The sequence below is a fragment of the Herbihabitans rhizosphaerae genome, assembly GCF_004216555.1.
Classification (GTDB): domain Bacteria; phylum Actinomycetota; class Actinomycetes; order Mycobacteriales; family Pseudonocardiaceae; genus Herbihabitans; species Herbihabitans rhizosphaerae.
This window is the reverse complement of sequence record NZ_SGWQ01000004.1, coordinates 307,338-331,358: the sequence shown is the minus strand read 5'-3', so window position 1 is coordinate 331,358 and position 24,021 is coordinate 307,338. Positions and strand designations below refer to the sequence as shown.

Sequence of the window (24,021 nt, the reverse complement as noted above, 5' to 3'; positions counted from 1 at the left end):
GCGTCCCATGGCGCGAGAGGGAGACCACGCCACGGCCACTGGCCGGGAACGCGGTCGTTAGCGTCCACCCAAGCCCACTGGTCGACGGCGCCGCGAAGCGTATGCCCGCTGGAGATCACGTGGTAATCCCACTGGGCGCCGGAGTCGCGAAGGTCGCGCACGAAGAGATCGACCATTAGACGGCCGCCGGCAACCCGGGCACCACAACAGGGCGCGTGAGCATCTGATTACCGTCGTTGCGGATCACGTTGTACGTGCCCGTGAACAGCGCGGTATCGAACTCCCAATCGTCGCCCACACGGCAGTCTACAAAGGTGAGGTCCTCGTTCGTGGCGCCGGCCGTGATGGTGTAGCCGCCACCGTTGAACAGGCACCCGTAGAACGCGACGTCATGGTTGCCGCCGGTCGCCGGGTCGCCATCCAAGAACAACGCCGCGTTTTTCACGTCCGCGCCGGCAACCTGGAACCAGTCCGCGAGATCGGAGACCACGTTGACGAACCGGGCGCGAGTAACGCCCCGCAACGAAATGCCGTCCGCGTGTGCACCCGCGCGAGGGGCGGAGCCACGAATGCACGTATCGATGACCTCGATGTCCGTGCACGGGCCGGCGTCGCCGGTCGCGTTGAAAAGGTCGGCGCCCGATCGGTGAATCAAGAGCCGCTCGAACCGCGCCCGCTCCACGCCCGAAAGGCCGACGCCGCCGAGAACCTCAACGTGGCGCATGTCAAGATCGTTTCCGGTCGCGGTGAAGCCCGCCTCGAAAACGCAGTCAAAAAACCGCGCACCGTTCGCCGTGATCGTGTAGCCGGCGTCCGGCTTGTAAGGAAAGCGCACGCCCACATAGCGCTTGCTAGTCAGCATCGCGCCACCCTGGTAAAGGATATGGTCGCGGAACGCGAGGCGCGAGCCCGTGTTACCCGGATTAGGCCACGAAACGAGGGGCGCTCGCTCCGGCCAGCGGAGGCCGGGGCCGCCTTGAGCGGGAGCGGGGAATGCCATGGAAAATCCGATCAATCGGTAGGAAGAGTGCGAAGGCGGGAGCCCCCAACAGCGAAGCCGAAGGCACGGAGGCGCTCCCGGTACTGCTGGAGTTGAATTGCGCGAGAGGTGTTTTCGATCTCGCGCTGCGCGCCCTCGGAGAGGGTCGCGGTGAAGCGGTGAAGGTCGGCGTCCGTCCAGTCGGGAATCTCGTCCAGGAGGACCAGTGGGGCGCTCATTCCGGCGCCTCCTCGTCGTCGCCGTGCTCGTCCCAGTGCGCGATCAGCAGCGCTGCAAGGTCCTTGAGCGCCTGCGCGAGTTGCAACGTCTGAGACAGGCCAGGGACGGGCACAAGGTCCGCATCGACCCACTCCTTGCCGTCGCGGCCAGTGGCGCGAATGTCAATGACTGCCATGGGGTTCTCCTCTCACAGGTCGCCCGGGTGCCGCTCCGGCGCTCGTCGGCGCGGCGGACGGTTGAGCGCGGCAGCTCGGCCGCCCTCGGAGCTGCTCTTGCGCCGGTGGTGCCACGAGCACAAGGCGCGGAGGTTCGAGTACGAGTGATCCCCGCCGGGGCGTATGTGATCCACCTCGGTCGCCGCGAGACCGCACACGCCCTCCGGCGTCCGCCAGCGGCACTGGTGCATGTCGCGGCCTAGGACCGCGAGGCGGCGGGCGTTCCAGTCGCCGGGCAGCTCGTCGCGGCGGGTGCTGGTGTCCCAGGCCACGGCTACCCCTTGCGCAGGGTGTTACGTGCCGCGATGCCCACGAGGACGGCGGCCAGGGTGCCCGCACCCGCGAGCAGCGCAAGGAAGTGGAAGGGCTTGCCGACGGCCAACAGCACGAGGTACAGCGGCACGCCCACGATCAGGCCGACTGTCGCCGTGATCGCGATCCACACGAACACGACGGCGAATGCGAAAGCCACAGCAGCCATGATGATCTCCTCTACGATGGTGCCTATGTACGGTGAAATACGCGTTGGGCGCATGGAGCCCGTCGAGATCGATGGCGGCGACGACGTACCGCGCGAGGGACTCGAACCCCCAACCTCCGGAACCTAAATCCGGCGCCTCTACCAATTGGGCTAGCGCGGCGTGGCGGCTGGATACGCCCCGCGCGAAGACAGGGACTCGAACCCTGAACCCCCAGTCCCGCTACCGGCCGCCAAGCCGGCGCGTAAGACCGAGAATGCTGACCTACACTCCTTCGCTGCACGCGGCATCGGAACCTGGCTAGGGCTTCCTGTCCGCGTGTTGCTGGCGTGCGTGGAGTCGAACCACGAACCGGCGGATTAACAATCCGCTGCTCTGCCGATTGAGCTACACACCAAGGTCGAACAGGGCGACCGCCCGCGCCGTTTCGCGCGCGAGAATCGGCGCCGGGGCGTACCGGAAGCCACTCAAGTACTCATTCCGCGCCCAGTCCTGCGCTACGGCCGCGCAGTCTTGACTGCACTCCTTGAAACCGAGCAGGCGCGTGCACCGACAACCGCGCCGCTCAACAAAACGCGGATCGGCCGGCGGCACGATCTCCGTGCCCTTGTCCTTGTGAACGGCCGCCGTGCCGCCACCGTCGACCAGAAGCCACACAGTGCGCGGGCGTGGACCGGGAGACCAGTACTCGCCGGTCTTCGTGGTGCCGTCGAGCGCGGTAAAGGTGAGTGTCTTCATTGCTCGCTCCTCACACGGCCAGTTCGACGCGAAGTCCGCGCTCTTGAACCCGCGCCTCGCCCGTTAGTGCCCATTCCCCACGCTGCGTGCGGTGAAACGCTTCCGTCAGAGTGACGTGGTTCCGCGAGCCATCCGCGAAGGTCAGCCATCTCCAACCGCCATACCCGCCATCCTCGACGGCCGTAATCTGCTTGGGCGACTGTGCGCCGGTTTCTGTGTTCATAAGATAGACCCTAGACCGCGAGTCGCTATCAGTCAAGCGCGTGCGGCGGGATTCGAACCCGCACCCACAGAACAAGGTCCGTCCGCTCTGCCGTTGAGCCGTACGCACGCGATGCCCCGGCGCGGTTCACGGCCGCCCGGGGTGCCCGTTTTCGGTGGCTCTCGTTCGGCCACCAGTCACACCACGAAGCGCGGGTGCAATTAGCCGGTCGGTGCGTGCTCGCTTGCGCCGTGAACGCACGAGCAGAGGAACCGCCGACACCGAGCCCCGCGCGGGATTCGAACCCGCTTACGGCGCATGATCAGTGCGCCGCTCTCAGGAGATCAACCCGAGAAGCCGAACCGAGGCAAAGCGCGAGCAGTCCCGGAGGACGCCCGCGAGTAACCCAATCGAGCGCGGCCACGCCCCACCGTCATACACACGAGGGAGGGGACTCCTACGCGGTGGGCCGCGAACGACAGGGGCTTGGGTCCGACACGGTGACCGGGCGCACGGCGGCATTCAGGGTCGCGGCAGGCGTGGAGAGGAGGAGCACGCGCGCAGGGTTCCACAGAAGCGGCCGGCGGCCTCACGGTCACCGTGTCGGGAAGGGAGGAGGTATCGCCCTCCTACTATGTACAAGGGGGGGACCCGGAACAGAAATGGGCGGTTTCGGGGATCACAGACAGGCTCGTTACTCACCCGTTACGGGGAGGGGTGCCGACCCCGTGGGAGGAGTGGGTTTTAGTGAGTTTTAGGGGCTGTTGGGATTCTTTTCTAAGAAGAAGAAGAGAGTCATATAGAAAGAATCTGAAACATGCCCAAAATCCCCCAAAACCCACTCGCCCCGGCTGCGCCTCGCGCTACACCCGTCTCAGGCCGTCCGCCGTGATGAACACACCCCGGCGCCGGAAGGGCTCGGGCGATTCGACGTCCGCGCGCTCGCGCTGACGAGGCAGGTCCGTGACGTACCACGGCGGCTCAGCCACCCGCGCCGGATCGTTGGACCACTCAGGCGCTGCCCACCCGTCGCGGTCCGCGAGGTACTCCGCCAGTGCCGCAAACGACGCGTCTACGCCCGCGTGACCGGTCGCCGGGGGCTCCGTCTCCCACATCGCGCCGGCCGCCACGGCACCGTCGCACCGGAGCACGCTCCGGTACGCGTCGAGCATCTGGAGCACCGCGAACCGCCACAGGGCGGTAGAGCGTTCCCCCCGAGAGGAGCGGAAGTGCTCGGTATACGCGCGGGAGGAAAGGAAGCGTGCAGCGTGAACGGCCATCGGTAGCGCCTCCTGCCGCCATCCGCGCTGTTTCGCACCGCCCGTGCCGCGCTCGTAGTCCTCGGCCGCCGCGAGGAGGCGTCCGGCTTGCTCCTGCACGGCACCCGGCACTGTCGACAGGAGAGCAACCTCAACACCCTCGATCAGCAGGCGTACCCGCCGTTCGGGCGTCTCGGCCTGCTCCGCGCGTCGGTTGATCTCCGCGATGATGCCCCGCGCGATGTGATCGCCGTCAACGTCGGTCATGACCAGTTCTCCTCTGCTCCGGGGTCGTCGTGGCCCTGCTCGTGGAGCGCCTCCGCGCCCGTCATGCTGAACGTCAAGCGAGACTCCCAGTCACGGTGCCCTCGGTGTGGCGCGGGGGCGACGTCCACCCGCACACCGGCCGACAGGAGCAGCTCGCGCCGCGCGTGCATGTCGGACACCTCCCATTCGTGGCGGTAGCTGATCCCCGTCTCGCGCGTGATGTCCACGGGCGCCTCGTATGCCCCGGCTGACAACGCCTCGCGCTTGGCCTCTAGGCCGGCGTACATCGCGCGGTACTCCTGGGTGCCCCGCTCCCCCTTGAACAGGCCGGCGGCCCGGTCCGCGCGAAGGTCTGCGAGCACTTCGTCAACCTCCGCGAGCGCTACGCGGTTGTCACGGCCCGGGGTGCGCTCTACGACCACCGTGGATAGGTGGCCAACCTTCGAGAGAAACTTCTCTTCCACCCAGTCCTCCACGTACTCCGCCAGGATGCCCAGCCCGGTGCACGTGGACAGTCCTCGCTGACCACTGACACAACGATAAGACGGCCCTTGAGCTGCTTTGCTCTTGTACAGCCGGTACCCGCACCGTCCGCAATGAACGACTCCGAGAAGGAGGCTCACGTTCTTCTGGCGCCGCCGGTCGGGCGCCGACGTCTCCGCGAGCCGCTCTTGCAGCGCGTACCAGGTGTCAAGGTCCGGCTCCCAGCCGCCGCCCTCGGCCGGCCGCGAGAGCAGAGGCCGCTCACAGAACACCACGGGCTCGCCGGCAAGGTCGCCCTCCGTGTGTCGGATGATCTTCCCGTAGTGGGTGCCCCACCCGATCAGGGCGGGGTTCGACAGAATCCATGTGATCGTGGCGCTGGTCCAGCGTGTCGGCCGACCGCGCTTCGCCGCCTTGGCCTTGGACAACCTTCGTGCCATCGGTGTGGGGATGTCGCGCTTGATGAAGTCGCGCGCGATCGCCATACGGCTGTTGTCGTCTTGCCCGTCGGAGTTGCCCGCTAGAACGCGCTGCACCACCTCCCACGCGATCGGCTGTACCTCCGGGTCTAGTTCCAGCGCGAAGCCGCCGTCCCCACTCGGGTGCGGGCACGTGGTGTACGGGTACGGCGTCCTGCCAGCACCCCAGCGGCCCACGGTGCGCATGAACTTGCGAGCGCGGAGAATGTTCCGCGTGATCGTCTCGCCCTCGATAACCGCTTGTTCCGCCATGGCCATGCCGATCATGCGACCCGCACTCGTGGAGAAGTCAACGGTGTCTCCGCCCAGCGACAGGCAGATCAGGCGCACGCCATTCAGGTCCGCCCACTGCATGAGGTTGGGGAAGTCGAACTTCCGCCGCGCCATCCGCTGGATGTCCCGGAAGACAAGCACTTCGTACTGCTCCGGGTGCCGGAGCCAGTACCCTAGTTCGGGGCGTGCCCACGGCGACGTCTGGATAGCCGAGACGTCCATATCCGCCGGCTCCCCAACCACGTTCCAGCCGCGCGAGACGGCGTAGTCGTAGCCGTCCGAGCCCTGCGTCACGTCGCCCGTGGTGCCATCCCGGGTCTTGCTGAGGCGGGCTGCCACGACGGCTCGAAGGGCGCCGCCCGACTTGTTTTCCCAGGTCATGGCTGATAGTGTACACGAAGCGTCGTAGTGGTACGACTGGTACGCGTACACCGCGTTCTCGATCTACTTCGCGGCCACGTTCTTCCCGTCGGGCGACCAGACCGCGCAATGGCTCAACACCGCGGCCGTGTTCGCGGTCGGATTCCTGATGCGGCCGATCGGCGGCTGGCTGCTCGGCCGGTTCGCCGACAAGTTCGGCCGGCGCCGGGCGCTCACCCTGTCGGTGACACTCATGGCGTTCGGGTCGCTGATGATCACCCTCACGCCGGGTTACGCCACGATCGGGGTACTGGCGCCGATCCTGCTGGTAACCGCCCGGCTGTTGCAGGGATTGTCGGTCGGCGGTGAGTACGCGACCTCGGCGACCTACCTGTCGGAGATGGCCTCCAGCGGCAAGCGCGGCTTCTACTCCAGCTTCCAGTACGTGACACTGACCGCCGGTCAACTGCTCGCGCTCGGTCTGCAGATCGTGCTGCAGCAGGTGCTCACCGCCGAGCAGATGACCAGTTGGGGCTGGCGGATCGCGTTCGGCGTCGGCGCGCTCGGCGCGATCGTGGTGATGTACCTGCGGCGCACGATGGACGAGTCGGCCAGCTTCGAGAAAGAAGCCGAGCGCCAGGTCAGCTCGCGCGGCACGCTGCGCGCGCTGATGCAGCACCCGAAGTCGGTGCTGCTCGTGGTCGGCCTGACCCTCGGCGGCACGGTCGCCTTCTACACCTACACCACCTACCTGCAGAAGTTCATGGTCAACACCAGCCACATCGACAAGTCCACGGTGAGCTGGATCAACTTCCTGGCGCTGCTGGTGTTCGTGGTGATCCAGCCGGTCGCCGGCCGGCTGTCGGACCGGATCGGCCGCCGCCCGCTGCTGCTCGGCTTCGGCATCCTCGGCTCGCTGCTGACCGTGCCGCTGTTCACCACGCTGGCCGACACGCGCAACCCGATCGGCGCGTTCGTGCTGATGCTCGGCGGGCTGGTGATCGTCACCGGCTACACCTCGATCAACGCGATCGTGAAGGCGGAGCTGTTCCCGACGAACATCCGCGCGCTGGGCGTCGGTCTGCCGTACGCGCTGACCGTCGCGATCTTCGGCGGCACCGCCGAGTACGTCGCGCTGTGGCTCAAGCAGGCGGGCAACGAGTCGCTGTTCTTCTATTACGTGGCAGGCTGCATCGCGGTGTCGCTGCTCGTCTACCTCCGGATGGGCGAGACGTCGAAGGACTCACCGTTGGAGGACTGAGGGTCATGCGGGTGCTGCTCGTCGAGGACGACGACGGGGTGGCCGGCGCGGTCGGCGAGGCGCTTGGCGCGCACGGCCACCACACCACCAGGGTGACCCGCGGCGCGGACGCGCTGGCCCGGCACCGGGAGGCCGACCTGGTGCTGCTCGACCTGGGCCTGCCCGACGCCGACGGCCTCGATGTCCTGCGCAAGCTGCGCCGGCTGGCCCGGACTCCGGTCGTGGTGCTGACCGCGCGCGGCGACGAGCGCACCGTCGTGCGCGGACTGCGCCTCGGCGCGGACGACTACCTGGTCAAACCGGTGCGGCTGGCCGAGTTGCTGGCCCGGATCGAGGCGGTGACCCGGCGCGCGGCAGCCGCGGTCACGCCGGCCGGCGGCGTGGTGGAGATCGGCGACGTGCACGTCGATCTGGACGCGCGGCGGGTCACCGTCGCCGGCGTGGACATCGAGCTGACCTCCAAGGAGTTCGACATTCTCGCGGTGCTCGCCCGGCACCGGGGTGCGGCGGTGAGCCGGCAGCAACTGCTGGACGAGGTGTGGGGCGACGCGTACCTCGCGGTCTCCCGGTCGCTGGACGTGCACCTGGCGCAGTTGCGCGCGAAATTGGGCCGGCCGGGGCTGTTGACCACGATCCGCGGCTTCGGCTTCCGCCTGGGCGACTGACATGCGCCGCCGTCTGCTCCTGGTCCTGCTCGCGGCCTCGATCGCCGCCGTGGCCGGATTCGCGTTCCCGTTGTTGACCAGTACCGCCGCGCAGCGGACTCAGCAGTTCGTGATCGCCAGGACCGCCGACGTGGACCGGTTCGCGGTGCTGGCCACCGGCGACGTCGAGCTGCTGACCGACGAGGTGCGTGCGCACACCGGTCTCTACGGCGACGCGGTGGTCGTGGTGGACGCCCGGCGCCGGCCGGTCGTGGAGGCCGGGATGCGCGCGTCGGATCCCGAGGTGGCGGCCGCGGTGGACGGCGCGCTGCGCAACCAGCCCGCGGCCGCCCTGTCCGACCTGCGCCCGTGGTCCTCGGGCGACGCGTCGTTCACCAGGCCGGTCGGCACCGGAACGCGGGTGTCCGGCGCGGTGGTGCTGCGCTCGTCGGTGCGGCCGGCAGCCGAGGACGTCACGACACGCTGGTCGGTGATCATCGTGGGCGCGCTGGCGGCCGCGGCGATCTGCGTGGTGCTGGCCCGGTGGATGGCCCGCTGGGTGCTGCGGCCGGTCGCCGAGCTGGACCGGGGCGTGCGCGAGGTCGGTGCGGGCCGGGCCGGCGCGCACGTCGACCTGAACGCGGGCCCGCCGGAGTTGCGCGGGCTGGCCGGGTCTTTCAACCGGATGTCGGACGCGGTGGCGGAGTCGGCCGAGCAGCAGCGCCGGCTTGTGGCGGACACCTCGCACCAGTTGCGCAATCCGATGGCGGCGCTGCGGCTGCGCATCGACGCGCTGGCGGCACAGGTCGAGCAGGGCGGGCGCGGCACCTACGACTCCGTGGTCACCGAGCTGGAACGGCTGGAGCATCTGCTGGACGGCCTGCTCGCGCTGGCGTCGGCGGAGAGCACCGCGACCGAGCTGGCGGCCGGCGCGGGCGAGGCGCTGTCCTGTGACGCGCTGGTGGTGCTGAACGAACGGGCGGACGCCTGGCTCGCGGCCGCGCGGCGCACCGGGACCCGACTGTCCATTGTGGACTCCACGACGGCGATTCCGGTGTCCTGCGGCGATTCCGAGCTCGCGCAGGTGATCGACGTGTTGCTGGACAACGCGATCAAGTACGCGGCCGGCGGCACCGTCACGGCGTCGGTTCGGCTCGACGGCAACCACGGCGTGATCGAGATCGTCGACGACGGTCCCGGGGTCGACGCGGCCGACCTGCCGAGGATCACCCAGCGGTTCTGGCGCTCCCCCAGCCAGCGGACCAAGCCCGGATCGGGTCTGGGCCTGGCGATCGCCGACAGTCTGGTCACCACCCGCGGCGGCACGCTGAGCATCCGGCGGCGCACCTCGGGCGGGCTCGCGGTCCGGGTCGAACTGCCGCGTTCGATGGCGAAAACTTAGCGACCGCTCGAAAGCTGTGCCGCGTACTTTAGCCCGCTAAAGTCCGACAGCCGGGAAAGGTGCAGGTCAGAGCGTTGTGGTGGAGGTGCCGGATGAGCGTGTCGAGGCGGGCGATTCTGCGGGCGGGTGCCGGACTGGCGGCCGGCTTCGCGGGCGGCTGCGCGGCGGGCGGCTACGACGGTCCGGAAAGGACAGTGCGGATCGCGGCCGGCGAGCCGGGTGGGTTCTACGTCGAGTTCGCGCGTGTCCTCGCCGCGGAGATCCACGACGCCGAGCCGGCACTGAACTGCGTGGTCACCGAGACCGGTGGCAGCGTCGCCAACCTCCAGCAGGCCGCCGACGGACGGGCCGATCTCGCGTTGTCATTGGCGGACGTGGCATCGGCGGCGCTGCACGGGCGGACCCCGTTCACCGGCGAGATTCCGTTGCGCGCCTTGGGTCGGGTCTACGAGAACTACACGCAACTCGTCGTGCTCGCCGACAGTCCACTTCGGACAGCCGGCTCGCTCGCCGGACGCCGGGTGTCACTCGGCGCGCCCGGCTCCGGCGCCGCCGTGGTCGGTGAGCGCCTGCTCGCCGCCGCCCGGTTGAACGTGCGCGTCGACCATCAGCCGCTGGCCGACGCGGTGGCCGCGCTGGAGCGGCGGGCGATCGACGCGCTGCTGTGGTCCGGCGGCGTGCCGACACCCGCGCTGGCCGAACTCGACCGCAGGACCGGGATCCGCCTGCTGGACCCGACCGAGTACCTGCCGGCGCTGCGGGCCGAGTTCGGCAGGTTCTATCAGCGGGTGTCGGTGCCCGCCGGGAGCTATCGGACGCCGGCCGACGTGCCCACGGTCGGCGTGGCGAACCTGCTCGTCTGCGCTCCGAATCTGCCCGACACGCTGGCCAGCACCGTGGTCCGCGTGTTGGTCCAGCGCGCGGATCGGCTCGTCCCGCAGCAGGCGCTCGGCACGCAGTACCTCGACGTGCGCTCGCTCATCGGCACCACCGACGTCCCACTGCACCCCGGCGCGGTGGCCGCCTACCGAACACTGCACGGCTGAGCGGGCGCCTCGTACAGGGTTGAGCCCGCTGGACCCGTTAGCTGGCCTAACGGGTCCAGCGGGCTCATTCCGTGAAAGTGGCGATCTGTGCACCTAACGGGGCACGCGGATGCCGTCGAAGGCGACCTTCGCGATCGCGTCGGCCAGTGCGCGGTCGTCGGAGGCGCGGCGTGGCTGGTACCACTCGATCAGCGAGTTGACCATGCCGAACAGCAGCCGCGCGGTCATGGCCGGGTCTACATCGGGACGCAGATCGCCGTCCGCCTCCGCTTGCGCCACGAGCTTGGCCACGATCCGGTCGAACGCGCGCCGCCGGCCCAGCACCGCCCGCTCCACCTCGGTGTTGCCCCGAACCCTGAGCAGCAGCGTGACGAACGGCAGCCGCGTGCAGAGCACCCGCACACTCCCCCGGACGAGGTGCTCGAGCTTGTCGATCGCGGCGCCCGGCATCTGTTCGGCCTCCGTCGCGACGGCGAACAGCCCGTCCAGCGCCCGGTCCACCGACATCCGCAGCAGGTCTTCCTTACCGGACACGTGGTGGTAGATCGCCGCCTTGGTGATGCCGAGCCGGCGGGCCAGTTCGTCCATGCTCGTGCCGTCGTAGCCGCGCTCGTAGAACAGCTTCGCCGCCACCTGCAGCAGCGATTCCAGGTCGTACCCGGGCCGACCGCGCCGCCTGCCACTTCCCTCGGCCATGGGCGGACGCTAGCATTCTTTTCTGACCGTTCGGTAGGTTATTTGACTCGGCGAGAGGGCGGGATCCGATGGCAGGCCTGCTGCGCAGCTACGTCTCCGGCGCATGGCACACCCCGACCGGCGACGGCGCACCGACGCACGACGCGGTGACCGGCGAGGAGGTCGCCCGCCTGTCCACGGCCGGCCTGGACATGGCCGCCGCGCTGGAGCACGGTCGCCGCGTCGGCGGGCCCGCGCTGCGCGAGCTGACCTTCCACCAGCGCGCCGCCCTGGTGAAGACGCTGGCGTCGCACCTGCGCGAGCACCTCGACGAGCTGTACGCCCTGTCCGCTCGCACCGGCGCGACCAAGGGCGACTCGAAGTTCGACGTGGACGGCGGCATCGGCACCCTGTTCGGCTACTCCAGCAAGGGCCGACGCGAAATGCCGAACGACACCGTCTACGTCGAGGGCGCCGTCGAGCCGCTCGGCCGGGGCGGAACGTTCGTTGGCCAACACGTGTTGACCCCGCTGCACGGCGTGGCGGTGCAGATCAACGCGTTCAACTTCCCGGTGTGGGGGCCGCTGGAGAAGTTCGCGCCCGCGTTCATCGCCGGCGTGCCCACCCTGATCAAGCCGGCCAGCCAGACCGCGTACCTGACGCACCGCCTGGTCGAGTTGATCATCGAGTCCGGGATCCTGCCGGAGGGCTCGGTCCAGCTGATCTGCGGCAGCGCGGGCGACCTGCTCGACCACCTCACGCCGCAGGATCTCGTGTCGTTCACCGGATCGGCGTCCACCGCGCTTCGGCTGCGCACGCACCAGGCGGTCGCGCGCAACTCAGTGCGGTTCAACGCCGAGGCCGACTCGCTGAACCTGTCGATCCTCGGTCCGGACGCCAAGCCGGGCAGCACCGAGTTCGGCCTGTTCGTCAAGCAACTGGTCACCGAGATGACGGTCAAGGCGGGCCAGAAGTGCACCGCGATCCGCCGCGCGTTCGTGCCCGCTGAGCTGATGGACGACGTGGCCGCCGCCGCGGCCGAGCGGCTGGCCAAGATCACCGTCGGCAACCCGGCCGACGACAGCGTGCGGATGGGCGCGCTGGCGAGCCTCGAGCAACGCGAAGAAGTCCGCCGCTCGCTGAAATCCCTGCTCGACGCGGGCACCGCCGTGTTCGGCGACCCGGACACCGTCGAGGTGATCGACGCCGATCCGGAGCGCGGCGCGTTCGTCTCCCCCGTGCTGGTGCGCGTGGACGACACCGGCCGCGCCGAGCCGCACCAGGTCGAGGCGTTCGGCCCGGTGTCCACGCTGATGCCGTACACCTCCGCCGACCAGGTGATCGAGTTGGCCGCGCGCGGTGAGGGCAGCCTCGCCGGATCGATCGTCACCGGCGACACGGAGTTCGCGCGCCAGGTCGTGCTCGGTGTCGCGCCGTGGCACGGGCGGCTGCTCGTGCTGGACGCCGACAACGCCGCCGAGTCCACCGGCCACGGCTCACCGCTGCCCGCCCTGGTGCACGGCGGACCGGGCCGCGCGGGCGGCGGCGAGGAACTGGGTGGGATCCGCGGCGTGCTGCACCACATGCAGCGCACCGCCGTGCAGGCCAGCCCCAAGGTGCTCGGCGCGGTCACCAACCGCTGGGTCACCGGCGGGCCGCGCGCCGAGGGCGAGCACCCGTTCCGCAAGTCGCTCGCCGAGCTGCGGATCGGCGACTCGGTCACGGCCGGGCCGCGCGAGGTGACCCTGGCCGACATCGACCACTTCGCCGAGTTCACCGGCGACACGTTCTACGCGCACACCGACGAGGAGGCCGCCAAGGCAAACGAGCTGTTCGGCGGGATCGTGGCGCACGGGTACCTGGTGGTGTCCTTCGCCGCGGGCCTGTTCGTCTCGCCGGAGCCCGGGCCGGTGCTGGCCAACTACGGCCTGGAGAACCTGCGCTTCCTCACCCCGGTCAAGCCGGGCGACCAGCTCACCGTCACCCTCACCTGCAAGCAGATCACCCCACGGGAGAACGCCGACTACGGCGAGGTGCGCTGGGACGCCGACGTCACCAACGCCCAGGACGAGTCGGTGGCCAAGTACGACGTGCTGACCCTGGTGGCCAAGGAGCTGTCAGCCCGCTGACCCCTGGGACTGCACGACGCGGTTCCGGCCCTCGTCCTTCGCGTGGTAGAGCGCGACGTCAGCGGAGGCGATGAGCGCGTCGAGCGTGCTGGCCGCGTGCGGCCAGGTCGAGGCGCCGATCGAGGCGGACAGCCCGGTGATGACCATGGGATGGCCGTTCGCCTGGATCGGGACGGCGAGTTGGGTGATCTCGTGCCGGATGCGTTCGGCGATGATCCCGAGGGTGCGCGCCGAGACGTTCGGCAGCGCCACGACGAATTCCTCGCCGCCGAAGCGACCGACCGCGTCGTTGCTGTCGCGCACGCACCGGGTGATCGCGGTCGCCGCCTCCCGCAGGATGACGTCGCCGGCGGGATGGCCGTAGGTGTCGTTGACCTTCTTGAAGTGATCAAGGTCGATCATCAGCAGACCGAGGTCGGCCTGTTTGCGTTCGACCTGGATCAGCGCGCCCTCGGCCTTGGCCCGCCAGCCGGTGTGGCTGAGCACACCGGTCTTCTCGTCCCGGGTCACGGCCGCCTCGAGCTGACCGACGAGAACCACCCGGTGCATCAGCAGAATGAGCGGCAGCGCGACCACGATCAGCCCGGGCAGGGTCGTCAGCGTCACGGCGTTGAGCACGCCGACGCACAGCGTGGCGAGGTCCAGCCCGTTGTCCGCCCAGTCTCCGAACAACTCGTGCGGCGTGCGTCCGATCTCGTTGCGGGCGGGCAGGATCGCCACGGCGTTGACACCGAACTGGGCGAGCATCGCGCCGAGCACGGCCAGGACGCCGGGCCACCCGGACTGGATCGCGCTGTGCATGTCGTCGATGCCGCTCGCGAACAGCACGGCCGCCGCCGCGTAGCACGAAAGGATGACGCAGCAGGCGTTGTTGATGGTGCGGAACGGGGGTACCCGACGCAGGCGGTACCAGCTGCGCAGCCCGAGGTGCAGGTAGAGGATCGCGGTCAGCGCGCCGGCGAGCCCCGGCGGCAGCACGAGAACCGCGGCGAAGGTCCACACCGAGCTCATCGTCACGTGCGGGCCGCCGGACAGCCGCCGCCGTGCCCGCTCGACGTGGCGGCCGAGTTCGGCCTGCAGAACACCCAACGCCGCCAGGGCCACGAACAGCACCAGCTGCGACGTGGTCGGCGCGGCTGACCAGAGCAGCGCCGTGGTGAGTCCGACCACGGCGGCCGCGGTCGTCAGGCAGTACACGACCACGCGCGGTCGCTCCCGGAACAACGCCCAGTTACCAGGTCGAAGACATACCGTGAGCCGATCCGTTACCGAACGTTTGTGCTCGTTCCCCATACTCATGGTGCATCCCGGTGAAAAGCACACCGCCGGGTCAATAACCGAACCGCGCGGGAAGGAGACCGCCATGCGCGACCGCGGCAACTGAACCCAGTCCTATTTCCGCCAACCGAATTCGAGGGAGGCATGTCATGCGCGACCGTGGCAACTGAGGACCCGGTACCGAGTTCAACATCAGCCACACCGGTGAAAGGAGGCGGCCGCCATGCGTGACCGTGGCAACTGATGATCATGATCGGCCCTCCGCGGCGACAGCGCCCACGGAGACGGGCTCGGCTGCGTGGATCCGGCTCCACGCCATCGCGATCGGGATCGCCACAAGCGTTCCGGCTGTTCCCGCGATCGCGATGGTGTGGGCGGGTCCGACCAAATCGGCGAGGACGCCTCCGGCCGCCGCGCCGAGCCCCTGCACCGTGACCAGGCCGGTCGAATTGAGACCGGCGCCCTGTGCGCGCCGCTCGTCCGGAAGACGCCGCATGAACTGGACCACGCCTTGAATGTTGTAGCCGGTGGCCAGCATTCCGGAGATCGCGAACAAGATCATGGACGGCACCAGACCGGGGTACAGCCAGCAGCAGACGAGGGGAATGCCGGCGGCGACTCCGAGTAGACCGATGATTCTCGCCTGCGTACGTTCGGATACCCATTTCCCGAACACGACACCACCGATGACACTGCCAATCGGGTCGGCCGCCATGAGCAGGCCGATCGCCGCGGTACCCGCTCCGAGACTGGCCGCGTACGGCGCGGCGATCGTCTCCGGCACCACGTAGAAACCCGCCAGCCAGTTGAGCGCGACCAGTGTGCGCAGCCTCGGATCGCGCCACACGAGGCGCGCGCCGGACGTGGTCGACGACAGAAAAGACTCACGCGCGTCACCCGGTGCCGTCGCGGCCGGCGGTCGATTCCGTACGCCGTATCGAACGAGCATTCCCGAGATCGCGAACGTCGCCGCGTTGACGGCGAGCCCGACCGAAGGGCTGATCGCCGCGACCAGAATCCCACCGCCGGCGAATCCGAGCACCTGCGCCGACTGCATGGTGATGTTCCGAATGGCCATCCCGACCGTGTACTGCTCCCCGTGCAGCACGGTCGGCAGCGCCGCCTGTTGCGCGGCTTTGAACGGGCCGCCGAACAGGGTCGTCGTCGCGACGAGCACACACAACAGCCACAACGGCATTCCCGGAACGACCATGAGCGCGACAAGAACGGCGCGTACGAAGTCGGTGATCACCATGACGTCGCGACGTGACCGGCGATCTCCCCACCCGGCGAGGAGCACGCCGCCGAGCAACGTCGGAATGTAGGTCAACGCGTAGGTGAGGCCGGTGAGCGCGGCGGAATCGGTCCGGTAGAAAACCAGAACGGCAAGCGAGACCCGAGCGAGTTGATCACCGAGGACGGACAGCAGTTCAGCGAGCCACAACGCTCGAAACTCGCTGATCGCGAGAACGGCGGAAAACGATCCCGGCTGTGTTCCCGATGCCACCGATCCCCCAGCCGATTACTCAGCACCCAGACGGGCACGGGCTGCCCGTGGTCCATTTCTCATCGATCTCACCTGTCTGAACGCGCCCTCGGAGTGAACTCACTCTATGGACGGGACCAACGGGAAATCGAGGTAATCGGTGATGATCGCCCGATCGCATCAACGGATCTCACGGACGGTGATGAGCACGGTTGACGGCCTCCGCTTTTCGCGGACTCGCCACGCGCCACGAATGCGCTGTGTAGTCACCCGACGGGCTGGTGCGCGTCGGGGCGCACCCACGTCATCGAGACGGTGGTGCCGCTGTCGTTGGTGTCGACGTCCGCGTGGTCGGCGAGGCTCCGGATCAGGGCGAGCCCCATGCCGCCGCCGGACTCGTCGTCGTGGTCGCGCCACTCGCCTTGATCCACCACGGCGATGTGCAGCCAGTCGGGGTGTGCGGTCGCGCTCAACCGGAGCTCGCCGTCCCCGTTGCGGTAGGCGTGCTGGGCGACGTTGGCCATCGCCTCGTAGCTGGCCAGCTCGATCGACCGCACGACATCGCTCGGAAAGCTGTGGCCGCGCGCCCAAGCGGTCAGGGCCCGCCGCGCGGGGGTGAGCTGATCGGCGCGGGCGGGCACCCGCATGGTGACCATGGGTAATGACGGCGGGTCGTCATCCAGCTCGGTGAGCGGTTCGTCGCGGTAAGACATCACTGCATCCAGGTCCCCGTAGGTTTCGCCGTTCCGATTACCCGAATCGGACGGTCTCACACGCGGAGATGTGATCTCGGCGTCGCGGCTGAGAACGACGACGGCGATATCGTCGCCGGGGTCCTCGCCGGCGAGGAGTTTGTGCATCACGGTGGCGCACACGGCGTCGGCCGGCGCGGGGTCGATCGCGTCGCACAACCGGGCAAGGCCCTCGTCGACCGGGGCGTCCCGGCGCTCGACCAGACCGTCGGTGTAGAAGCACACCACGCCGCCGGGAGCCACCTCCACGGTGTGCGCCCGGCGGTGCCGGGAGGCAAGGCGCGCGCCGATCGGCAGGTCCGCGTGGACGTCCAGCACGGCCGCCGGATGATCGGGCCGGCGGTACACCGGCGGTGGATGACCGGCCAGCGACAGCGCGAGCCGGTGCGTCCTCGGGTCGAAGATCGCGTAGGTGACGGTGGCCATGGCGTCCGGCTCGAAGTGGGTCACCTTGCGGTCGAGCTTCTCCAGCACGACGGCGGGATCGTCGAACTCGAGCGCGTAGGCGCGCAGGGCGCTGCGCAACCGGCCCATGATCACCGCGGCGGGCAGGCCCTGCCCGACGATGTCGCCGATCACCACGCCGAGCCTGCCGGAGGGCAGCGTGAACACGTCGTACCAGTCACCGCCGACGCCGTTCACCCCGCCGGGCAGGTATCGGGCCGCGAGCACGGCACCGGGCACCGCCGGCAGCCGCGCCGGCATCAGGCTGCGCTGGAGTGCCGCGGCGGCGGCGCGCTCGGCCCGGGATCTGACGGCCTGCGTCGCCAGTGCGATCCGGTCGGCGGCGACCTGCAGGAGGTGCGCGTCGTAGTCGGTGAATCGCCGCTTGGTCAGCGAACCGACGTGGAGCACGCCGACGACGTTTCCCTCGGCGAGCATCGGGACGCCGAGCAGGGTCCGCAGCCCCTGTTCCCACAGCGAGCGGTTGAGCACGGTGGTCTCGTCGACCCGGTCGAGCACGATCGGGCGTTTCTGCGCGGCGATCGAACCCGCGAAACCTCGCCCGACGGGAACACGGACGGCCTCGTCCACATCCTCGTTCAGGCCGGATACCGCGGTCGGGACGAGCACACTCTCCGCGTTGTCGTGCATCAACACCATGGCGCTGTCCGCGTCGAGCAGTTCGCGCACACGATCGAGCAACTGCCGCAGCAGGGTGTCCATCTCGACGTGGGCGAGGCCCGTATCGGTGAGAGACTCGATACGGCTCAACCGGTCCTGCGCGTCCTCCGGCCGGTCGACCGGTTTCGACATGGGCTCAGCCTAGCCCGCCACATTGCCGACGGGCACTTCGACCGACAGGATGGGCGACATGGCCGTGACACCTGACGATCAGGGACCTACCACCCTCGAAGTCGCCGTCGAGCCTCTCGGCCAGGCGGCGATTCTGTCGGCGACCGGAGAGGTCGACATGGTGACCGTCGGCCGGCTCGAGGTGGCGGCGCACCGCGCGCTCGAGGACTCTCCCCCGGCCATGGTGGTCGACCTGAGCGAGGTCACGTTCCTGTCCTCGGCCGGCCTGAAACTCCTGGTCCGCCTGCACGAGCGCGCCGGCACGACGACCCGGTTCGGCGTCGTCGCGGCCGGCCCGGCCACGCTCCGCCCGCTGCAGCTGATGGGCCTCGATCAGGACATCGCGGTCTATCCGACTCGCGCGGACGCCGTCACCGGACTCGACCTCGCCGACCCGGCCACACCCGATCGCTGATCGTCCGACACGATCGGCCGCCTACTTTGGTCGCCGGTGCGCAATACGAACGGATGAGAAATTCGCCGGCGACACGCTCGCGACCTGGGTGAATAACGCCGCGACATGTACATCCGGCATTGCCGGAAATCTCCGGCAACCGATCATGATCGTCGCGGCAATTCCGGATCATTGATTGGAGAGGCGGAATGCGCAAGATCGGCCTTGCCGCGGGCGTGATCGCCCTCACGGCGGGCGTCGTGTTCGGCGCGCCGCGGCGCCGGCGTCCGCCGAGGTGACGAGTTCGTCTGCCTCGGCGATGCGGACCGTGCCAGAAATTGAAGCCGGTCATCGAAAAGCTGGCGAAGGAAGGCGCTGACGCCGGCAAATGGATTCTCGCCGAGGTCGATGTCGACGAATCGCCGGGCATCAAGGACAAGCACCAGGTCGAGTACTGCCCGACCCTGATGCCGCTGCGTGACAAGGCCGAGATTCCGGACAGCCGGCGGATCGGTTTCGACGGTGACGCCGCCGCGTTGGAGCAGTACATCAAGGATCAGATCGCCAAGGGCTGACGCGATCGGGTCGGCCATGTCATTCGATGTGGCCGACCCGTCTCGCCATGCTGGCCACGCCGCCTCGATCATGGGATCCTGCGAGACCACCCAACAGCGCGATCGCAGGTCAGAGCGGTGATGCCAGTGAAGAAGATCATCAACGATCCGTCCACCGTCGTCGCCGACGCGTTGCGTGGCGTCGAGGCGGCCCATCCCGATCTGCTGACCGTCGTCCATGATCCGGCCGTCATCGTGCGGGCCGACGCGCCGGTCCAGGGCAAGGTCGCGATCATCTCCGGCGGCGGATCCGGGCACGAACCCATGCACGGCGGGCTCGTCGGCCTCGGCATGCTCGACGCCGCGTGCCCCGGCGCCGTGTTCACCTCGCCGACGCCCGACCAGGTGCAGGCCGCGGTGGAGCGGACCGACGGCGGCGCCGGCGCGCTGCTCGTGGTCAAGAACTACACCGGAGACGTGCTCAACTTCGAGACCGCCGGCGAACTGGTGGACACCGAGGTCCGCACGATCGTGATCGACGACGACGTGGCCGTGAAGGACTCGCTGTACACGGCGGGCCGGCGTGGCGTCGGCGGCACGGTCCTGCTGGAGAAGATCGCCGGCGCGGCGGCCGAGCGCGGCGACGACCTGGACGCGGTGCACGCGATCGCCTCCCGCGTGGTGGCCAACGTCCGCTCGATGGGCCTGGCGCTCACCGCGCCGACCGTCCCGCACGTGGGCGAGCCCAGCTTCGACCTGCCGGAGGAGGAGATGGAAGTCGGCATCGGCATCCACGGCGAGCCCGGCCGCGCCCGCGTGCCCATGGAGAACGCCGACGGCATCGTGGCCCGCCTGCTGGAGCCGATCCTGTCCGACCTGCCGTTCACCGACGGCGACCGGGTCCTGCTGTTCACCAACTCGATGGGCGCCACGCCGCTGCTGGAGCTGTACCTGGCCCACGGCATCGCCGAGCGCCTGCTGGCTGAGCGCGGGATCACCGTCGAGCGGCGACTGGTCGGCCCGTATGTCACCAGCCTGGAGATGCAGGGCATGAGCCTCACCCTGTTGAAGCTCGACGACGAGCTGCGCGATCTGTGGGACGCCCCGGTGCGCACGGTCGCGCTGCGGTGGGGGCTGTGACCGTGGGCTGCACCGCCGCCGACCTGGTCACCGCGATCCGCGCGGCCGCCGCGACGGTCGCCGAGCACCGCGTCGAGCTGATCCAACTGGACCGCGCCATCGGCGACGGCGACCACGGCGAGAACCTCGACCGGGGGTTCAAGGCCGTGCTCGCCGCGCTGGGACAGTCCACAGTGGACGATCCGAGCGCGGTGCTGAAACTGGTCGCCACGACGCTGATCTCCAAGGTCGGCGGCGCGGCGGGACCGTTGTACGGCACGGCTTTCCTGCGCGCCTCGACCGCGGTGAAGGATCGCGCCGAGCTGACGGCCGCGGACGTGGCCGAGGCGCTGACCGCCGCGCTGGGCGGAGTCGTCGCGCGCGGCAAGGCCGAGCCGGGCGACAAGACCATGGTCGACGCGCTGACCCCGGCGGTGCAGGCGGCGACCGGCGAGTCGATCACCGAGGTGCTGACCGCGGCGGCCGAGGCCGCACAGGCCGGCGCGGACGCGACCGTGCCGCTGGTCGCCCGCAAGGGCCGCGCCTCCTACCTCGGTGAGCGCAGTGCCGGCCATATGGACCCGGGCGCCCGCTCGACCGCGTTGCTGCTGCGGGCCTTCGCGGAAGCCGCCGCACGATGAGCCGCGTCGGGCTGGTCGTGGTGTCGCACAGCGCGCGGCTCGCGGACGGCGTGGTCGAGGTGGCCGCGCAGATGGCGCCGAACGTCACGGCCGTCGCGGCGGGCGGCACCGCGGACGGCGGGATCGGCACCGACTTCGACGCCGTGACGGCCGCCATCGAGAACGCGGACGGCGGCGCCGGGGTGGTCGTGCTGTACGACCTGGGCAGCGCCCGCATGATCGCCGAGATGGCGGTCGAAGCGGCCGACAACGCGCGGCTCGCGGACGGTCCTCTGGTCGAGGGCGCGGTCGCCGCGGCGGTTGCTGCCGAGGGCGGCGCGGATCCGGCCGCGGTGGCCCATGCCGCCGAGAACGCCGCCGGCCCACCTGACGAACCCGCCCCGACCACCGGAGAATCCGAGGAAGCCGTGGTCACCCTCACCAACGAGATCGGCCTGCACGCGCGCCCCGCCGCCACCGTGGCGCGGGCCATGACCGAGATCGACGCCACCGTGACCGTGCACTTCGGCACCGCCACGGCCGACGGGCGCAGCGTGCTCGCCCTCATGGGCCTCGGCGCGCGCGGCGGTGACCGGATACGCGTCACCGCCACCGGGCCGCGCGCCGCCGACGCCGTGCGCACCTTCCAGGAACTCGCGGCCGACAACTTCGGCGACTGAGCAGCGCAGGCCCCACAGCTGCTCAACCGTGCCAAGATCAGCGAGGTGGGAGCACGCGAGAGAGTTCGTGCGGTCGTCGAGCACCGCCGCACGCAGCAGTTCTTTTTCTACGTCATCGTGGTGGTCACGGCCGCACTCGCGCTGCGGAAGCCCGCCGCGGATTCGGACTTCCTCCTGGTGTTGATCCGGATCGGTATCGGGATCTTCGTGGTCGAGATCCTTCTCCGTTTCTGGGCCTACGGGTGGCGGTATTTCCGCGATCCGTGGGCGGGTCTCGACATCGTGGCGGTCGCCGCGGCGTTCGTCCCTGGTGGACTCGCCCTGCTGGCCCTGCGATTCTTGCGGATATTCCGGGTCCTCCGGCTCGTTTCGATGTTTCCGTCTCTGCGTCGGATCGTCGCCGGGCTCCTCGCCGCGATCCCCTATCTGATCGGGATCGGGTTCGCCATTCCGCTGATCATCTTTGTCGCGGGTGTCATCGCGACGAACCTGTTCGGCGGGATCGCACCGCAGTATTTCGATGACCTCGGCACCTCGTTGATGACCCTTTTCCAGGCGATGACCGGTGAGGGATGGCCGGATGTCGCGAAGGCGGTCATGGACAGGGCGCCGGTCGCGTGGATCTTCTTCGTGATCTACATCGTGGTGTTCACGCTCGGCGCGCTCAACATCCTGATCGCGGTGATGGTCAACGCCATGGAACAGGTCGCCTTTCACGAAGCGGAGGAGCGAACCGACCTGTTCGAGGAAAGACTGGTCGCCGAGATCCGCGCACTGCGCGAAGAAGTGGCCGCACTGCGGGACGAACGCGGCAGCTAGCGCATCGTTCGGCGAATGACCCGAGGTCGCCCGATGGTGGAGGCCGGGTCTGCCTCTACTATTTCGCGGATGACCGCCCATGATCTTGACGTGTTCGAGCACCTGGACACCTCGACCCTGCCACCACGTCAGCAGCGAATCCTGGTCGCGATCCGGGACTGGGTGGTCAGGTACGGGTATTCGCCGAGCACCCGGGAAATCGGTCAGGCGGTCGGCCTGCGGTCGTCGTCCTCGGTGTCGAAACACCTGGCGAGCCTGGAGGACAAGGGCTTCCTGCGGCGTAGTTCCTCGGTGTCACGGCCGATCGACGTGCGCCTGTTCCTCCAGGAACCGTCGACGCATCGGCCCGCCGAGGATTCGGTCAGCGTGCCCGTCGTCGGCGATATCGCCGCGGGAACTCCCATCTCGGCCCACGAGCACGTCGACGACATGCTCACACTCCCCCGCGGCATCACCGGGCGCGGCACCGTCTTCGGCCTGCGGGTGCGGGGCGACTCGATGATCGACGCCGCGATCTGCGACGGCGACATCGTCGTGGTGCGACAGCAGTCCGAGGCACACTCGGGCCAGATCGTCGCCGCGATGATCGACGACGAGGCGACCGTGAAGGTGTACCGCCGCCGCAACGGCCACGTTTTTCTCGAGCCCCGAAACCCCGACTACGAGGTCATCGACGGCGACCACGCCGTGATCCTGGGGACCGTCGTCTCGGTACTGCGCAGCTTCTGACCCGCGATGACCACGAGGCTGACCGACGACGAGGAGCGGATGGTCGCTCTGGTCTCGGAATTCGTGGACGAGCGGGTGCGCCCGCGAGTGCGCGAATTCGAGGAGGACGACGTCTACCCTGCCGAGTTCGTCGACGAGATGAAACGGCTCGGCTTCTTCGGACTGCTGGCGCCCGTCGAGTACGGCGGCGTGGACGTCAGCATGGCGTGCTTCGCCAGGGTCACCGAGGAACTGGCCTGCGGCTGGATGAGCCTGGCCGGCGCGATCGGCGGCCACTCGGTGATCACCTACCTGATCACCACGTTCGGCACGTCCGAGCAACGCGAGCGCTACCTGCCCGCGATGGCCGACGGGTCGATCCGCGCGACGATGGCACTCACCGAACCGGGCGGCGGCAGCGACCTGCAGGCCATGCGCACGGTGGCCGGCCGCACGGACGACGGGTGGTCGATCACCGGCTCGAAGACGTGGATCTCCAACGCCGCGCACTCCGGGCTGATCGGCCTGCTGTGCGTCACCGACCGCGACGCCGAACCCGCACACCGCGGCATGAGCGTGCTCCTCGTCGAGCCGGGTGACGGGCTGACCGTCTCCGCGAAGCTGCCCAAGCTCGGCTATCGCGGGATCGAGGCGTGCGAAATCCTGTTCAACGGGCGCGTCGTCCCGGACAACGCGGTACTCGGCGGGACTCCGAACCAGGGCTGGGCGCAGATGATGCGCGGGCTCGAGGTCGGCCGCGTCCAGGTCGCCGCACGGGCGGTCGGCGTCGGACAGGCGGCGCTGAACGACGCGGTGCGCTACGCCCAGCAGCGCGAGTCGTTCGGCAAGCAGATCTGGAAGCACCAGTCCGTCGGCAACCTGCTCGCCGACATGGCCACCACCCTGCGTGCGGCGCGGCTGCTCACCCTCGACGCCGCCGAACGGCTCGACGCGGGCGAGCGCGCCGACATGGAAGCGGGCATGGCCAAGCTGTTCGCCTCCGAGACGGCCATGCGGGTCGCCCTGGACGCGATCCGCGTGCACGGCGGCTACGGCTACTCCAAGGAATACGACGTCGAGCGCTACTTCCGCGACGCTCCGCTCATGATCGTCGGCGAGGGCACCAACGAGATCCAGCGCAACGTGATCGCCGCACAGCTCATCGCCCGCAACCAGATCTGACG

The 24,021-nt window shown here is 69.1% G+C and carries 25 protein-coding genes, 4 tRNA genes and 1 pseudogene; 13 read left to right on the top strand and 17 right to left on the bottom strand.

From position 1 onward, the window contains the following. Positions 1-175 precede the first annotated feature (175 nt). From EV193_RS14950 to EV193_RS14895, 13 genes are all read right to left on the bottom strand, one after another. Complete coding sequence (locus tag EV193_RS14950) at positions 176-862, bottom strand: hypothetical protein (RefSeq protein ID WP_130344701.1); 687 nt, start codon at positions 860-862, stop codon at positions 176-178. Between the two features lie 149 nt (positions 863-1,011). Next, the gene (locus EV193_RS14945; RefSeq protein ID WP_130344700.1) at positions 1,012-1,218 is read right to left on the bottom strand and encodes a hypothetical protein; all 207 of its coding nucleotides are present in this window, start codon (positions 1,216-1,218) and stop codon (positions 1,012-1,014) included. Next, positions 1,215-1,394: a hypothetical protein gene (locus EV193_RS14940; protein WP_130344699.1), complete on the bottom strand. Its 180-nt coding sequence runs from the start codon at positions 1,392-1,394 to the stop codon at positions 1,215-1,217. The genes EV193_RS14945 and EV193_RS14940 overlap by 4 nt, the downstream gene beginning before the upstream one ends. Positions 1,395-1,406: 12 nt before the next feature. Beyond that, a complete protein-coding gene (locus EV193_RS14935; protein WP_130344698.1) occupies positions 1,407-1,706 on the bottom strand; it encodes an HNH endonuclease in 300 nt (99 codons plus the stop codon). Between the two features lie 2 nt (positions 1,707-1,708). Further along, positions 1,709-1,915, bottom strand: coding sequence for a hypothetical protein (locus EV193_RS14930; RefSeq protein ID WP_130344697.1), 207 nt, complete (start codon positions 1,913-1,915; stop codon positions 1,709-1,711). 86 nt (positions 1,916-2,001) lie between these two features. Continuing rightward, positions 2,002-2,075, bottom strand: a tRNA-Leu gene (locus tag EV193_RS14925). Between the two features lie 162 nt (positions 2,076-2,237). Continuing rightward, positions 2,238-2,310, bottom strand: a tRNA-Asn gene (locus EV193_RS14920). Beyond that, the gene (locus tag EV193_RS14915) at positions 2,301-2,651 is read right to left on the bottom strand and encodes a hypothetical protein (protein WP_130344696.1); all 351 of its coding nucleotides are present in this window, start codon (positions 2,649-2,651) and stop codon (positions 2,301-2,303) included. Before EV193_RS14915 ends, EV193_RS14920 begins: the two co-directional genes overlap by 10 nt. Positions 2,652-2,661: 10 nt before the next feature. Further along, entirely contained in the window at positions 2,662-2,874 is a 213-nt protein-coding gene (locus EV193_RS14910; RefSeq protein ID WP_130344695.1) for a hypothetical protein, read from the bottom strand. Between the two features lie 37 nt (positions 2,875-2,911). Continuing rightward, positions 2,912-2,984 (bottom strand) — tRNA-OTHER (locus EV193_RS14905). Positions 2,985-3,137: 153 nt separating this feature from the next. Beyond that, positions 3,138-3,222: transfer RNA gene (locus EV193_RS33280), tRNA-Ile, on the bottom strand. Between the two features lie 494 nt (positions 3,223-3,716). Continuing rightward, positions 3,717-4,379, bottom strand: a complete 663-nt coding sequence (locus EV193_RS33750) for a hypothetical protein (RefSeq protein WP_207222645.1) — start codon at positions 4,377-4,379, stop codon at positions 3,717-3,719. After that, a complete protein-coding gene (locus tag EV193_RS14895; protein WP_130344694.1) occupies positions 4,376-5,995 on the bottom strand; it encodes a recombinase family protein in 1,620 nt (539 codons plus the stop codon). Before EV193_RS14895 ends, EV193_RS33750 begins: the two co-directional genes overlap by 4 nt. Before the next feature lie 28 nt (positions 5,996-6,023). Between EV193_RS14895 and EV193_RS14890 the strand changes: the two are divergent. The 4 genes and pseudogenes from EV193_RS14890 to EV193_RS14875 all read left to right on the top strand — a co-directional run. Next, positions 6,024-7,235: pseudogene (locus EV193_RS14890) on the top strand (MFS transporter); the annotation flags it as partial. Positions 7,236-7,240: 5 nt separating this feature from the next. After that, positions 7,241-7,900: a response regulator transcription factor gene (locus tag EV193_RS14885; RefSeq protein WP_130344692.1), complete on the top strand. Its 660-nt coding sequence runs from the start codon at positions 7,241-7,243 to the stop codon at positions 7,898-7,900. A gap of 1 nt (position 7,901) precedes the next feature. Then, on the top strand, positions 7,902-9,281 hold the full coding sequence (locus EV193_RS14880; protein ID WP_130344691.1) for a sensor histidine kinase: 1,380 nt from the start codon (positions 7,902-7,904) through the stop codon (positions 9,279-9,281). Positions 9,282-9,373: 92 nt separating this feature from the next. Further along, positions 9,374-10,327: a TAXI family TRAP transporter solute-binding subunit gene (locus tag EV193_RS14875; RefSeq protein WP_130344690.1), complete on the top strand. Its 954-nt coding sequence runs from the start codon at positions 9,374-9,376 to the stop codon at positions 10,325-10,327. Positions 10,328-10,420: 93 nt separating this feature from the next. Here the strand turns inward: EV193_RS14875 and EV193_RS14870 are convergent, their stop codons facing one another. Beyond that, positions 10,421-11,023: a TetR/AcrR family transcriptional regulator gene (locus EV193_RS14870; protein ID WP_130344689.1), complete on the bottom strand. Its 603-nt coding sequence runs from the start codon at positions 11,021-11,023 to the stop codon at positions 10,421-10,423. A 68-nt stretch (positions 11,024-11,091) separates the two neighbouring features. Here EV193_RS14870 and paaZ point away from each other — a divergent pair, with 68 nt between their 5' ends. Beyond that, a complete protein-coding gene (paaZ, locus tag EV193_RS14865) occupies positions 11,092-13,131 on the top strand; it encodes a phenylacetic acid degradation bifunctional protein PaaZ (protein WP_130344688.1) in 2,040 nt (679 codons plus the stop codon). On the opposite strand, the gene EV193_RS14860 is transcribed toward paaZ, so the two are convergent. The 3 genes from EV193_RS14860 to EV193_RS14850 all read right to left on the bottom strand — a co-directional run bounded on the left by EV193_RS14860 (position 13,120) and on the right by EV193_RS14850 (position 17,904). Continuing rightward, positions 13,120-14,334 carry a GGDEF domain-containing protein gene (locus EV193_RS14860; RefSeq protein ID WP_242613396.1) on the bottom strand — a complete coding sequence of 405 codons (1,215 nt, stop codon included), beginning with the start codon at positions 14,332-14,334 and terminating at the stop codon, positions 13,120-13,122. The genes paaZ and EV193_RS14860 overlap by 12 nt on opposite strands. A 322-nt stretch (positions 14,335-14,656) precedes the next feature. Further along, complete coding sequence (locus EV193_RS14855) at positions 14,657-15,916, bottom strand: MFS transporter (RefSeq protein ID WP_130344687.1); 1,260 nt, start codon at positions 15,914-15,916, stop codon at positions 14,657-14,659. 245 nt (positions 15,917-16,161) lie between these two features. Next, on the bottom strand, positions 16,162-17,904 hold the full coding sequence (locus EV193_RS14850; RefSeq protein WP_130344686.1) for an ATP-binding SpoIIE family protein phosphatase: 1,743 nt from the start codon (positions 17,902-17,904) through the stop codon (positions 16,162-16,164). A 58-nt stretch (positions 17,905-17,962) separates the two neighbouring features. Here EV193_RS14850 and EV193_RS14845 point away from each other — a divergent pair, with 58 nt between their 5' ends. The 8 genes from EV193_RS14845 to EV193_RS14810 all read left to right on the top strand — a co-directional run bounded on the left by EV193_RS14845 (position 17,963) and on the right by EV193_RS14810 (position 24,019). Further along, entirely contained in the window at positions 17,963-18,358 is a 396-nt protein-coding gene (locus EV193_RS14845) for an STAS domain-containing protein (RefSeq protein ID WP_130344685.1), read from the top strand. A gap of 287 nt (positions 18,359-18,645) precedes the next feature. Then, positions 18,646-18,912 (top strand): thioredoxin family protein, encoded by a 267-nt coding sequence (locus EV193_RS14840; protein ID WP_130344684.1) that lies wholly within the window; start codon positions 18,646-18,648, stop codon positions 18,910-18,912. Positions 18,913-19,038: 126 nt separating this feature from the next. Beyond that, entirely contained in the window at positions 19,039-20,031 is a 993-nt protein-coding gene (dhaK, locus tag EV193_RS14835; protein ID WP_130344683.1) for a dihydroxyacetone kinase subunit DhaK, read from the top strand. A 2-nt stretch (positions 20,032-20,033) separates the two neighbouring features. Next, positions 20,034-20,651, top strand: coding sequence for a dihydroxyacetone kinase subunit DhaL (gene dhaL, locus EV193_RS14830; protein ID WP_130344938.1), 618 nt, complete (start codon positions 20,034-20,036; stop codon positions 20,649-20,651). After that, entirely contained in the window at positions 20,648-21,310 is a 663-nt protein-coding gene (gene dhaM / locus EV193_RS14825; protein WP_130344682.1) for a dihydroxyacetone kinase phosphoryl donor subunit DhaM, read from the top strand. The genes dhaL and dhaM overlap by 4 nt, the downstream gene beginning before the upstream one ends. A gap of 45 nt (positions 21,311-21,355) precedes the next feature. Next, a complete protein-coding gene (locus EV193_RS14820; RefSeq protein WP_130344681.1) occupies positions 21,356-22,129 on the top strand; it encodes an ion transporter in 774 nt (257 codons plus the stop codon). Between the two features lie 69 nt (positions 22,130-22,198). Next, the gene (gene lexA / locus EV193_RS14815; RefSeq protein WP_130344680.1) at positions 22,199-22,858 is read left to right on the top strand and encodes a transcriptional repressor LexA; all 660 of its coding nucleotides are present in this window, start codon (positions 22,199-22,201) and stop codon (positions 22,856-22,858) included. A gap of 6 nt (positions 22,859-22,864) precedes the next feature. Beyond that, positions 22,865-24,019: an acyl-CoA dehydrogenase family protein gene (locus EV193_RS14810; RefSeq protein WP_130344679.1), complete on the top strand. Its 1,155-nt coding sequence runs from the start codon at positions 22,865-22,867 to the stop codon at positions 24,017-24,019. The last annotated feature ends 2 nt before the right edge of the window (positions 24,020-24,021 follow it).